Source organism: Vibrio sp. MED222, from assembly GCF_000153005.1.
Taxonomy (GTDB): domain Bacteria; phylum Pseudomonadota; class Gammaproteobacteria; order Enterobacterales; family Vibrionaceae; genus Vibrio; species Vibrio tasmaniensis_A.
On the sequence record NZ_CH902606.1, the window covers coordinates 292,931 to 305,926 of the forward strand.

The 12,996-nt window shown below is 43.8% G+C and carries 8 protein-coding genes; all 8 read right to left on the minus strand.

Features of this window, described 5'->3' with window-relative positions; genetic code table 11:
- Nucleotides 1-7: 7 nt before the first annotated feature.
- The 8 genes from MED222_RS19935 to MED222_RS19900 all read right to left on the minus strand — a co-directional run bounded on the left by MED222_RS19935 (nucleotide 8) and on the right by MED222_RS19900 (nucleotide 12,971).
- The gene (locus MED222_RS19935; RefSeq protein WP_009844971.1) at nucleotides 8-3,211 is read right to left on the minus strand and encodes a response regulator; all 3,204 of its coding nucleotides are present in this window, start codon (nucleotides 3,209-3,211) and stop codon (nucleotides 8-10) included.
- A 215-nt stretch (nucleotides 3,212-3,426) separates the two neighbouring features.
- Nucleotides 3,427-3,801: a hypothetical protein gene (locus MED222_RS19930; RefSeq protein WP_009844972.1), complete on the minus strand. Its 375-nt coding sequence runs from the start codon at nucleotides 3,799-3,801 to the stop codon at nucleotides 3,427-3,429.
- Between the two features lie 109 nt (nucleotides 3,802-3,910).
- Nucleotides 3,911-6,049, minus strand: a complete 2,139-nt coding sequence (locus MED222_RS19925) for an ATP-binding cassette domain-containing protein (RefSeq protein WP_009844973.1) — start codon at nucleotides 6,047-6,049, stop codon at nucleotides 3,911-3,913.
- Entirely contained in the window at nucleotides 6,046-7,632 is a 1,587-nt protein-coding gene (locus MED222_RS19920) for an ABC transporter transmembrane domain-containing protein (protein WP_009844974.1), read from the minus strand. Before MED222_RS19920 ends, MED222_RS19925 begins: the two co-directional genes overlap by 4 nt.
- Complete coding sequence (locus tag MED222_RS19915; RefSeq protein WP_009844975.1) at nucleotides 7,622-9,046, minus strand: TolC family protein; 1,425 nt, start codon at nucleotides 9,044-9,046, stop codon at nucleotides 7,622-7,624. The genes MED222_RS19920 and MED222_RS19915 overlap by 11 nt, the downstream gene beginning before the upstream one ends.
- Nucleotides 9,021-11,252, minus strand: a complete 2,232-nt coding sequence (locus MED222_RS19910) for an ATP-binding response regulator (protein ID WP_009844976.1) — start codon at nucleotides 11,250-11,252, stop codon at nucleotides 9,021-9,023. The genes MED222_RS19915 and MED222_RS19910 overlap by 26 nt, the downstream gene beginning before the upstream one ends.
- 3 nt (nucleotides 11,253-11,255) lie before the next feature.
- Complete coding sequence (locus MED222_RS19905) at nucleotides 11,256-12,605, minus strand: HlyD family type I secretion periplasmic adaptor subunit (RefSeq protein WP_009844977.1); 1,350 nt, start codon at nucleotides 12,603-12,605, stop codon at nucleotides 11,256-11,258.
- A gap of 3 nt (nucleotides 12,606-12,608) precedes the next feature.
- On the minus strand, nucleotides 12,609-12,971 hold the full coding sequence (locus tag MED222_RS19900; RefSeq protein ID WP_032555011.1) for a hypothetical protein: 363 nt from the start codon (nucleotides 12,969-12,971) through the stop codon (nucleotides 12,609-12,611).
- Nucleotides 12,972-12,996 lie beyond the last annotated feature (25 nt).

Sequence of the window (12,996 nt, forward strand, 5' to 3'; positions counted from 1 at the left end):
GTTTCTCCTAACAAGTCGCACTTTCTATTTGATGGAATAGCTTTTCTTTTCTTACGGGCTTCGCTACGTATCCATCCATGCCTGAATCAAAGCACTTTTGAATGTCATCATCGATAACACTGGCGGTTAGCGCGATGATAGGAGTTTTGCTTAAGCCTAGGTTTTTCTCATGCTCCCGAATCTCCTTAGTTGCTGTGAAACCGTCCATAACGGGCATCATGCAATCCATTAGTATAATGTCGAAACTACTGTCGTTTTGGTACATATCAACGGCAATTTGACCATTCTCTGCAATTTCAAAAGCGTAACCAGCCCTTGTTAGCATGACCGAAGCGACTTTTTGGTTAACTCGATTGTCTTCGACGAGCAGTATTCTTTCAGATTTGCTCGGAACCGGGTTTTGTTCTCTTTCCTCTGGCACAGTCCGTTTAGCTGCAGCATTAAGAATCGGCGTTACGGTCGCGGGTTTTTTCGTAGATTTAGTTTTGTAGGCAACAGGAAGTGGCATTGCTTCAACGGCGGCAAGTACTTTTTCTTTTAACATTTCAAATTTGAATGGCTTTGGCACATAGTCATCCATGCCCACGTCGAAACACCTTTGAATATCGTCATCAATAACACTGGCGGTCAGGGCAATGATAGGGATACGACGCGTGGCATTGGTCTCTTTTTCAACGCGGCGAATATTACTTGTCGCTTCAAAGCCATCCATAACCGGCATCATGCAGTCCATGAGTATTGCTGCGTAGTGAGGGTTCGATCTGAACATGTCCACGGCTTCCTGGCCATTATTCGCAAACTCGAATTCAAAACCACTTTTACCAACATGAAGCCCGGCAATTTTTTGGTTGACCTTGTTGTCTTCGACGATCAGAATTTTGTGTTGTATCTCTAGAGAAGGTTGGCTCGCCTCTGAAAGCTCAACCCGACCCTGTGTATCACAGAGCTCAACCGCTTTAATCAAACGTAAACCGAGTAGGGGCTGTGATACTTGAGCCGTAACACAATTGCCGATGTCAGCCGGCTCGCTCAAAAATGATCGAATCAAGCAGATAGTGATGCCGTTTTGGTGGAGCTTATCTAAGTCACTGGTATAGTCACTGGCTTGGAATGTGTCATCTTCAGCAAAGACAACTGTGATTGGGTTAGCGTGCTTTTGAATCGTGAGTTGTTGTGTAAGCTCAGCTGTATCTCTCGTTTGTTGGGTTATTTCTAAACCATAGAGGTTAAGGTCCCATTCTATTCGTTTAGAGAGCATGTTCGCGTTACCTAGAACATAAATGTCGGCGGTTGCTGTGCTTGGTTTTGGCAACATTAAATCAATGGGTAATTCTAGATCGAAGTAGAAACAACTGCCTTTACCTTTGACGGAGTCGAGTTGGATCTGACCACCCATAAGTTCAACAAGCTGAGTACTGATCGCAAGGCCAAGACCAGTACCACCGAATTGTCTGGTCGTTGAATCATCTTCTTGAGCGAACGGTTCGAATATCTGTTTCTGTTGCTGTTTATCGATACCAATCCCCGTGTCTCGCACAGAAAACCTTAGGGTGACATTGTTTTCTGCTTTGTTTAGCGTTTGGATTGACAGGGTAACGCCACCTTCTGCTGTGAACTTCACCGCGTTCGACATAAAGTTCATCAAGATCTGTCTTAATCGGTGATCATCGATCATCACGCGTGCAGGTGTGTCTGGGCTGATATCAACGTTCACTGATATTTTTTGCTCTTTAGCTTTTGGCGCGACAATAGATGCGATGTCGTAAATGGATTCTCTAATCGATGCCGAATGCGGGCTGATTAATAGCATGCCAGATTCAATCTTAGAGAAGTCTAAGATGTCGTTGATCAGGCTTAGCAGTAGTTGAGATGAGGTCTCGATCGTATCTACATAATCACGTTGTGTTGGTGTAAGTGGTGTGTCTGACAGAATCTCCGAAATACCGATAACGCCATTCAGTGGGGTTCGAATTTCATGAGACATATTGGCCAAGAAGCTACTTTTCGCTTTGCTAGCTTGTATCGCGTGGTCTTTGGCTTCTTCGGCGTCTTCTTTAGCTCGCTCTGCGTCTTCTTTCGCTATCGTTAACTTCTCTTTTGCATGTTCTCGTTCGATGGTCAGTCGCTCTACTTGCTGAGCAAATAGGCTGAGTTCGTCTTTGCCTTGAATCAGTTTGTCCAAAGAAGGGCGGGTATCATCATTTTCACTTTTTAAGAACCTAAGAACTAGCCCAAGATTGTTGGTGACTTGTTTCGCTAAACTGAGGGTTAATCCCATAACAGTTGCTGCAAGCAACGTGACGATGGAAATAAATAGCGTTCTTTCTGTTTGAGCATCTGAGATCGCTTGAGCTACTTCGGCTTGGAACTCTTGTTTGATCACGTCACCTAAATTCTGCAACAGGCTTAGGCGAGCACTCATCGCATTGAGTCCGGTAGTGATCTCTTTTGGAGTCAATGCGCTTATTGTGGATGAACTATGAAGTGCGTGACGTATCTCTTGGCTTTTCATAAAAGCCTCATCTTTAAACACTTCAATCATGAGTGAAACTTGATGTGTATTGGCATTCAAGGACACAAATCTTTCTAAGAACAAAACTTGCCTAGCATTGAGGCTTTCAACCAACTCGGCTAGTTCAGAATCATACTCTTGATGATTTTGGTAAATATCGAAGAGTGAAGCGCTGAGCTTAAATTCTTCATTTGACCAAAACATCAACCACTCTAGTTGATGCAAGGCGGTGAGGTGCTGTTGAATCTCACGCTTGGTGATATCAAAAGGGACTTTCTCAATGGCTAGCAACAATTGTTGATACAAGTCACTTTGCCATTCAATCGCATCCAGCTTATCGAAACTGTCGGTCGTTTTCATAGTCGACAAGGTTGCCTCACTGAAGTCGGCCAGCAGTTGGTTCACTTCTTCGGAACTGTTTAGAAATATGCTGGGTGAAAGTGCTTTGAGCTCGGCATTTACCTTAGCACTTCGATTAACGAACTCTTCAGTGTTTGGGGCCAAAGTACTTCGATACAAGACAGAGATATCTTCAAGGTAAATTGCTAACTGATTGGTTCGCTCAAAATCGTTTAACTGCGTCGTCAGAAAGTAAGCTTGTCTACCGGCTAAGAAAAGGAGCAATGAGATCGGTAGTAGAACTAAGCCAAAGAGTTTATGTTTAACTGAAAGGTTATTCCAGACCGTGAGTGTCGACATATTAAGGATCCATCCAACTGGTTTTATATAAAAACAGTAGAATAAAAATGCCGATATGGAAACTTTGAAACTGTAAATTTAATGGAAGTGTGGGAGGGGTATAAGTTCTTGTGATTCCACAGCTTATTTTGAAATAGCTTGTCTTGCTAGCAATTTATAGCGTTTGGCGGTCGGTTTGATTTTGATGCTTATTGATGAGTATCTTAAAAAGCGAGTTAATTAGGGTGATTTTTATCGAGACTTAGTTCAAATAGAAGTTGCTCTAACACCGTTTTTGCAGAAGGTTCTAGCGCCCAAACACCGAGCATTCTGTTCAGTGCAGCGCGGTACACTCTGTTTTTGAGTAGGAAAGCGAGCGTACGCGTATCGTTGCTCAGAACATTTGATTGTACGACGGTTAACTCAGCTTTGTTCTCGATATCGATTTTCTGAAGATTGAAAGCGGGTAGAAAGGCACACTCATACCAAACTTCTATGATCTCTCGAAGTTCGATTTCCTCTTCAGGCACATCGCAGCCCTGAAGTTGATGGTTTTCAGGAATTGCGGATAAGTAAGCGACATCAAGCTTGTCTGCAACGAATGTGTACATTTGCTTCCTTTGTATCGGTGATTTTAGAGCGAATCATCTCTCTCACTTATGTTTTTGTCAATTACATCCATTTATCTAACGAGTAATTTGTGAATAAGCATCGTCGTGTTTAACTCAAGCTGTTTAAGTATTTGTCTGTTAAGCCAAAATATTTCAAGTTGCCATCAGGTTCTAGAACCAAACTCATATTGGAAGTAGCGATCAAACCGGGATCATTGGTCGAAAAAATGACGGTCTTATTCAGCAACTTATCGCTGAACAGGCGGTTAAAATACTGGGCGTTTTCATTTTCAGCCCCGTTGAACGGTTCATCAATGATTATCAGAGATTGCTCACAGTTGCCTAAACCAAGTGCCAAACGCAGCTTTTGTTGAATTCCATTCGGAAGACCTTTGCACTTATCGACACTCAATTGAGTCGCCAAGCCTTCTGGCAGCCATTCGTCTAGCTCGAAGAAGCTCACCATCTCCTGCATTTTCTCTGTCGGAATGAGTCCGTTATGCAGAATGAAGTTGGTTTCTAGTGAGCCTTCAAAAATATGCAGGTTAAAAGGGATGTAGTTAATTGAGGTGCGATAACGGTAGCTATTGAACTGTTTAATGTTGTAACCATCGACAGAAACTGCGCCTTGATAGCGGTCTTCTAGCCCAGCAATGATTGAAATTAAGGTGGTTTTTCCGCAGCCCGTAGGGCCACAAATGACCACTTTTGCACTGGGTGGTATTTTGAACCCCAAGTTGGTTAACCCTGTTGCTGCCCCTGTGTAACGGTGGCTGACACCACTGCCTACAATATTTCCTTGGAACAGCCGAATAGGCGGGCTTTTTTCTAGCGTTAACTTGTCGTCATTCATCGACATCAAGTTGTTGATCTGTGCCGACGAAGCCTTGATGGATTGAAACTTAGAAATTGAGTTATAGATGCCCATTATCGGGCCTAGTGCTTTCCAAACGAGAATAACGGTTGCGAGCATCGCGCCCGCATCAGAAGTGCCTTCCATGACTCCGATTACTGCGGTCACGATACTTGCAGTACCAATCACCTGAATCAAACTACCGCCAGCAGCCTGAATTTTACTGTTGGTTACAGCTACATTCTCCGCATCACTAGTGCTTTGCATATGGGAGGCACTAAAACGAGATTGAACCACGCGCAGTAAAGGCAAACCTTGAATGGTCTTGATACCACGAAGGATTTCATTCCATTGATAAGAGACCATGGCGTTAGCGCGAGAGCTTTTAGATGTAGCTTGTGAGTAGATGTAACGAGAGTAAACACAGAACACCAACATTAATATTAAGCCACCCATCACCACAAGTGCAGCCGTGCCAGACATCAGAGCAATGGCGATGATAAATACAATCACAAACGGCATATCAAAATAGCTGAGCGTTGATTCTGCAGTCACTAAGCGGCGGAACGTATCGATATCTTTCAAACGAGCCAACTGCGACGAAACCCCAGCGGTTGATGTCATCGCGTAGGGCAGCCAGAGAAGTTTCGATATTACGGCTTGTGAGATGTGCACCGCGAGATCTTTACCGGAAGTGGCAATGATATTTACCCGCATTTTCTTAAAGAAGTATTCAGAGAAGCCAACAATAATGGCGAATAAGGTTAACCAATAGAGTGTGGCTTGAGAGCTCGAAGTCAGTGCGAAGTTATAGACACTCATGATGAAGAATGGCTGCAATGCACCGAGAATACTGATGACGAAACTCAGAATGATCAGGCTTTTAAGTTCATTGTTGTAACGATAGAAAGCGTATTTTATCCAATTGCTTCTATCTTGCGATTCCGGAGGTGGTTCGCGGAACAGACGAGAATATTCGCTAATAGAAATCAGCAAGCAGGGCTTTTTACACATTGGGTATTCAATGGTGTTGTTGTTCGTGTAATCAAACAGCAGCAACTTCCCATCTTTTGTCCCTAAGAAGATGGCACTGAGGTTTTCTATCTCAATAAAGCACGGGTGAGGATATTTATCGATATTCTCGAGTGTCTTTAGTTTGGTCACATCACAGCGGTATCCAAGGCGCTCTATGGTTGCTGTAAAGCTATCACCGTCTTTGGGTTTTGGAATAAAAGCATCGCTGAGTATAGCGGGCGTGCCTTCCCATTCGAGTGCTATCAAGGTGTAGGCCAAACCACGAATAAGTGGCGATTGACTGTAACGTTCGTCGTATCCACTAGATTCAAAATCCAAGACACGTTGCGGCACATTATTGAAGTCTACTAGGATACTCATTGGTCACCTCCGGTAAGTTTTACGCGTTTGAGGCGGTGGTTGAGTTTGTCCATTTTATTGCTGGCGATGATTAAGATTTTGTCATTGGCACGATAGGCAGTACTGGTCAGTACGACGCGTGCAAATTCTTCATCAAAGACGCAGTCTATATCGTCGAATATCAACACACGCTTACTGGCGAGCAGGGCACGGACTAATAACAGAGCATAGCCAACTTGGCGTGAGAATGGGTTACGCATGTGACCTTTGAGCTCGGTATAGAAACCTGCAGGCAGCCCATCAATTTGAGCCTTGATGTTCATGGTTTCACATAAGGCGAAAGCCGTATTGTTCAGGCTTGGACGGAAACAGGTTAGGTTATCAATAATGGTCCCTTCCACGAATGAACTTGTTTTATCGACCATCAGCACGCTGTTACGCCAAACGTTGTAGTTTACGTCACTCAGAGGCGTGTCATTAATCATGATGTCCAGTTTGTTATCATTGTTCTGACGTGTAATACAGTTGGCAAGGTGGGTCTTGCCGGAGCCACTTTTCCCGGTAAGCAAATAAGTTTGTCCGAGTTCGAATTCGATACGCTGCTTTTCAGAATATTTAACAGAAATACGTTCTACTTCGGTCGTCTCATGTTGATGTTCAACCGACGCGGCCAGTTCAAGAAGTTCGGCGATACGTTGTATATGGAGCTTGTTTAGTTCCCAGCGGCTCGCGGTACGCATCACTTGTTGGTAGGGCGCGAAGTAACGATTGGTAAGCATGATTATCGCGGCCATAATGCCTTGGCTTGACTCCATATTGATCACGGCTGTTGCCAATACCACAACAACACAAGCAATCGAGAGTTGTTGGATGAGCGCTAAGATTAAGCCAAAATTCGATTCAATCTGTTCGTATTTGATGTTTTCAACTTCACGTTCCTCGACCATTTGGGTCATCAGGCTTTCAACGCGGTATTCCATGTTTCGAGCTTTGATATCCAGAGGGCTAGAAATGATTTCAATGATTTTGGATGTGGTTAAGCCCTCTATATCGGACTTGTTTTGTAAGCTGCCAATCTTCTGCTTAGAAAGGCTCCAAGCGAAAATGGCTAAAATGAGCGAGGCAATCAGAAGCGTCACGCCAGCCCATATGTTGATCAGACCAATAATGAGGATGGTGATCACGCTGACAGCAAGGTTTATCAGGGCTCGAACCGATTCGCCGCCAAAGAAGGTTTTCAACTCAGGAATGGTTGAGATTCGCTCTAGGTATTCGCCCGGTTCTAAGCGGCGAAATTTAGAGATCTCAGCCAAACAGATGGATTGGAATACCTTGTTGGTTAAGTTGGTCTCAAACTGCCTCATGATGACGGAAGATATCTTCTCTTCCTGATTTTTCAGGTGGTAGTCGAGGAAGATAGAAATCAGGATAATCGCGAACAGCAAGAACAACGTATCTTGTGCTTGGTTTGGTAATACTCGGTCGAAAATGATCAGAATGGAGAAGGGCAGTACCAAGCCAAATAGAGTGGAAATTATTGTAGAGAAAGTCAGATAACACTTATCTGCCATATTGATCTTTTGAGAAAACTGCTCAGTTTGCATTACGACCTCCTGTTTTCAACGACTCAGTTGAGAGAAGGTGTTTAGGCACTAATTCTTGATTGTTTCGTCCTTCGATATCACTCATCAATTGCATGATGCTTTCTATCGATTGAATCGAGAGCACGCCTTTTGTTTGTTCGAGCTTGATGGTTTCGATGATGTAGTCGTATCGTGCGCTTTCATAATCTCTTAAGGCGCTGAAGAGCTTACTTTCTGCGGCAAGCAAATCGGTGATGGTACGGGTGCCTAACTGGTATGCCCTTTGAATGCCTTTGTAAGAGGCATAGTTGGCACGAATGATGTTCTCGTAACTGCTTATAGATTGCGAAAAATCGTTAATGTTTAGGACCGAAGTGTTTACGCTGTTACGAGTGGTGTAAAGCGAGTCTTGATAAAGCAGTTCAGTACGTTCAATTGCCGTCGATGATTTTTGATATCCATAGTAATCAGAACCACCAGACAAAATAGGCAAGGCTAGGTTCAAGCCAACGCTAGTTGAGTTGCTTTCGCCTGTCGCTGTGATGTCGGTTTTATCGTAGTTATTGGCGTCATCGTGACGATAGCTGGCTGAGAGTGACACGGTAGGTAAGAAGTTTGTACCGCTCTCTTTTAAGCTTCTACGGCTTCTCTCGACGTTTTTCTTGGCTACTAGTAAGTCGTTGTTGAGCTTTAACGCTTGATCCATGATTGAGTGTTGTTCGCTTTCGTTTATCTCTTTTAATGGCACACTTTCGTATATATCTTGTGATGGAGTGATAGGGTACTGAATCTGAATGGATAGCCCGTTGAGAATGACACGGCGATCTTTCTGCAAGGTTCTTAATCGATTCGACACACCTTCTTTCTGAGCGATAACTTCGTACAGCTCGCTGGCGGCTGTGTTCCCCAACTCTACGTTGCGTCGCATCTGATGTTCACGAGTCTCAGACGACTTAAGCTCTACCTTGGTCGCTTTTATTTGCGCATTGTTTTTCAAATACTCGAAGTATTGAGAGCCGATTTCCGAAATGGTGCTTTGGACTTTGTTCTCGTGTTTAATCTCTTCAATATTGAAGTCGAGTTTTGCCGTCCCATATTTAAAAATGTCACCAAGATTGAATATGGACTGGGATAACGAAAGGCTGTAGCTGTTTGAGTTATAGCTAGAGGTTTCATCGGGTACGCTCGATAGCAAGGTTTCATTCTCGTTCCATGTGGTATCGGCAGCACCATTGAGTGAAGGCAGAAATTTAGAGCGACTGATCCCAATGTTGTATTCGTTCTCTTCCACACCTTTATCACTGGCGCGAAGAGACAGGCTGTTTTGCAGGCCGAGTTCTACCGCCTCAAGCAAGGTAGTCGCCGATGCTGAAGGTGTCGTGCTGAATGCGAGTGCAGCTATGATGCTGCTAGTTAAGTTTCTGTACCGCCACATACTTGTTGATCACCTTGATGATTTGGTCGCTTTTATAAGGTTTGCTGATCACGTAATCCATTCCGGCCTCAATACAAGCCTGGTGTTCGTTACTGCTGGTCAATGCGGTTGCACCTATGATGGTACAAGGGTTTTTCTCGTTCTCTTGTTCGAATTGGCGAATGCGTTTTGTTGCTTCGATGCCGCCCATACCCGGCATGATGCAATCCATGAAGATGATGTCAGAACGTTTATTCATGAAGTGCTTCACGGCATCGGCACCATCGCCAACGGTGTCTGGTTCATACTCTTGCTTGGTAAGAATTCGTTTCAGTAAGATCTGCTGAACTCGGTCATCCTCAACGATAAGGAATGAGCTGTTCTCCATCTGTTCTTCCGATGCTTCCGCTTCCATAATGGTGAGTAGGTTTGGAATGAACTCGTAAGGGATAGCAGGGGCGTTGATGATCTTGTCGACGAAGCTATGACACTCTTGTGCTTGCTGAGTGTTGGTCACTGACAACAGTAACTTGGTATTTGGGTGGTTCTTAAGTTGAGATTTGACCGTTTTACTCAACGACGGCAGCTTATTGGGTTCAAAGGTATCGGTCAGCATAATCGCATCGTAATCACCGAATGTTTTCGCCGCTGAGAAAAGCTCATTTGCAGTGCGAATCTCGGTGATGTCGAGCCCCAAATTGCTGAGCATCTTCTTCATCACATCGATACGGATTTGAGTATTGGCGCACAGCAGTAAACGCTTGCCATCGAAGCGCGTCTTCTCTGTGTGGAAATTCTTAGCTTTAAGATCAAGCTCGATCTGAAAACGTTCCTGTGCCCCTGACTGGAACCAGTGACTCTCGTAATAGCCGTAATCTTTCAGAACGCTTTTTGCTAAGTCATCTGTATTGGCTGTATGGTCTTTGTGTGCGCTCCAATGGAGTTTATTGAGCTTGGCAACAGAGACATCCAGCGTTGATAAGAAGTTGAGATTGATGGTGACACGGGTATTTTCCATGTCTGACGCCGCACCCGATTCAATCGTCACAAATAGCTTCTTATTTGATTTAAGTTGGATGGCGTTAGAAAGCTGCAGAAACAAGATCCAGAACAAGCTGGTGGATTGGCCTTCAACACGGTTCGGCAAATTATCAGAGATAAAGCAGTCGAGTTGACCTTCGTTCCTCTGAACTTTGGCGCTAATATGAATCATCAATTCAGACAACACGCTCAGTAGCGAGAATTCCTTCGACTTACTTTCCGTACCCTGTGAAATCAATCGGTTATAGTTTTCTGCTAACTCAGATAAGGTGCTACATGCTGAGGTAATATCCTTCGCCATCAATACGCCGTTTTCATCGGTTTCTTGAACCAGATATTGGACACCGCCGTTGATGGTGTTGGTGATACCGCGAATCTCATACCCGATCAGTGCATACAGCTGTTTGTAGAGATCGTTATTGCGCTTTTGGTCTTCCAATTTACTGAAAATCAGTTTGAGGTGAGAGTAGATCTGGCGTTGTTTCGGATTGATGCTCACTTCATTCAGAAGCTCTTCGAGTCTTTGTAAGTCGAGTTGTTTCAGCTCTTGATAGAGAGCATCGAACTCATAGTCGATTTCTCGTTCATTAGAGCTGGATTTCTTCAGCTTCAACATAGCAACTGAGTTCGATAGGACCGTGATTACTGCCAGTATCACGACCACCATAAACAACCAGATAAAGAACTCATTTTTCTCTGACATCAAGTCGCTCGCATGGTTGTTGAACATGGTGCGGTAGTTGTCGTCCATCTGTAGGTAGTTGTTGGTCAGTGACAGGTATAAGTCGAGTACGTCGTTGCGTGTTTTAGTGCTGTCGGAAAAGCGATTGATAGCTAATTCAAGTTGGGTGTATTCAGTCGCGCCAACCAAGCTGAACTCAGTTTTGTTCAAAGAGGCTAGCGATCTAAATTCATCTATTTCACGCTTCAAGTTAACTAGATTGAATTCGTTAGTACCACAAGTGTCGGTACTTAAGCACTGCTGTAGAGTTTGAATATCTTGTTCGATGGTCTGATTAAGCTTCTGAGCTTGTATGAGCAGTGGGGCACTTTGCACTTGAGCAACCGAATCTATTTTTGACCAAGAAAAGTATAAATAGAAAGCGAGCGCCGCTAGTACTACGCTGAACAATATGCTCAGACGTAGAGCTGGTACGGAAATGTTATAAGAAGGTTTTCCGCTCATTGATTACCTCTCATCGAATGCATCTTCGATGGCTGACATCACAGGTTTTGCAGCGTATTCGATCACGCGACGCGAGCCTGTTTTTACGTCGGCGGTAAATTCCATATAAGGTGATAATTTGTATTGAGTGCCTCCTCGTTCAAGAAAGTTTCGATCAATCTCAATCTCTGCCAAATAGAATTCGGCATCTTCTTCTTCGTATGATGAACGGCTAATTGAGGCGATGGTTCCCTCAACAAATCCATATTTTGCGAAGTTATAAGTATCCATTTTTACTTTTACCGCCTGGCCAATTTCAACAAACCCCATGTCTTTACGCGGAATTTTCGCTTCACCGTGTAGGGAGTTATTGATTGGAGCAATATCAGCGATACTCTCGCCGGGTGGTATTACCGCAGAACGGAAGTTGAAGTGTAATTTGTCGACCACACCATCCACTGGTGAGTAGACGATTAAGCGATCTACCTTATCGGAATGTTGTGGTTGCAAGATCCGTTTTAGTTTGAGGTCTTTATTGGCCTGAATGATCTGTGCTTGGTACTCAGAGTTACGATTCTCAACCAAATCTCGATGTTGTTTCTCGAGTTTGTCGAGTTGGAAACGTTCGTTCATGACGGACTCATCAAGGTTTTCAATCTCACGAACCATATTGGATTCTTGTACTTTCATATTTAGAACGTCGACATATGACGCCATCTCTTCTTTATAAAGCGTATTTTTGATGTTGAGTTGTTTGCGAATGAGCGAGAGTTGGTTCTCTGAGCTTTTGCGACGCTTTAGCATTGATCCAATTAGAGAGTTTTTGTGTTTAATATCGTGAGTGATCAGCTCTTCGTTAGAGCGGTTCTTCGAGAACTCTTGCTGCCAAGTATTCATGTTGACTTGAACTTGTTCTGGGTACTTTTCGATGTAAGAAGCAAAGTTTGGTTCGACCATGTCACGCAAGCTTTCATAACGAATTTTATCGAGTTCCAGCTGTATGATTTCGGTGTTCACTGTATCGAGTTGGGTGTTACGGTCGAGTGAGCGGATTCGAGCAATCGGCTGGCCTTCATACACAACTTCTCCTTTTCTCACTAACAGCTCTTCTAAAATACCGCCTTCTAGGTGTTGAACTTTCTCAACATCAGACTCTAGTAACAGCTCGCCACGCACAGAAACGACAATGTCGATGCGTGCCTGTGACGCTACGGCGATAGCCACCAAAGCAAGTAGAAAAATGATGAGTAACGTCTTGTGAACGCTAGTCATCGCACTTGCAAGCACGATGGTGTCATCTGCTGTGACCTTGGAAGCCTCGTTGTTAGAAACGAGCGCTTTTCTGAGATGATGCTCTATTTGGTTATTGCTCATGACCTACCTCGATGACTCGTCATCTACAACTTCCTTAATATCCAACAAGTGATTAATTTGTCTATTGACGTTTTGTAGTTCAGTTTTCACATCTTCTAAAAGCGCTTCCGGCGCAGGGAATTCGTGTTTACTCAAATGTTCCAACTTGGCCATTTTGGGCGGCAGGTCTTGGTCACACAGCAAGGTTAAGATGGTCTTCAATTTTTTTGAGTAGTTGTTGAGTTCGTCAAAGCGATTACTCTTATGAAGCGTTTCTATGTTGATTGCTGCGTCTGAAAAGTCCTTATAAAAGTCGCCTAATAGCAATTGCAGCCCTTTGTGGTTGTTGTCGATTGAACGCAACAAATTCGTCATGTCTATCATCATTCCACTGCCTTAATTGCTTTAATCA

Coding starts and splice junctions, on each gene's coding strand:
- MED222_RS19935 (WP_009844971.1), bottom strand. CDS start 3,211: ATGTCGACACTCACGGTCTGGAATAACCTTTCAGTTAAACATAAACTC.
- MED222_RS19930 (WP_009844972.1), bottom strand. CDS start 3,801: ATGTACACATTCGTTGCAGACAAGCTTGATGTCGCTTACTTATCCGCA.
- MED222_RS19925 (WP_009844973.1), bottom strand. CDS start 6,049: ATGAGTATCCTAGTAGACTTCAATAATGTGCCGCAACGTGTCTTGGAT.
- MED222_RS19920 (WP_009844974.1), bottom strand. CDS start 7,632: ATGCAAACTGAGCAGTTTTCTCAAAAGATCAATATGGCAGATAAGTGT.
- MED222_RS19915 (WP_009844975.1), bottom strand. CDS start 9,046: ATGTGGCGGTACAGAAACTTAACTAGCAGCATCATAGCTGCACTCGCA.
- MED222_RS19910 (WP_009844976.1), bottom strand. CDS start 11,252: ATGAGCGGAAAACCTTCTTATAACATTTCCGTACCAGCTCTACGTCTG.
- MED222_RS19905 (WP_009844977.1), bottom strand. CDS start 12,605: ATGAGCAATAACCAAATAGAGCATCATCTCAGAAAAGCGCTCGTTTCT.
- MED222_RS19900 (WP_032555011.1), bottom strand. CDS start 12,971: ATGATGATAGACATGACGAATTTGTTGCGTTCAATCGACAACAACCAC.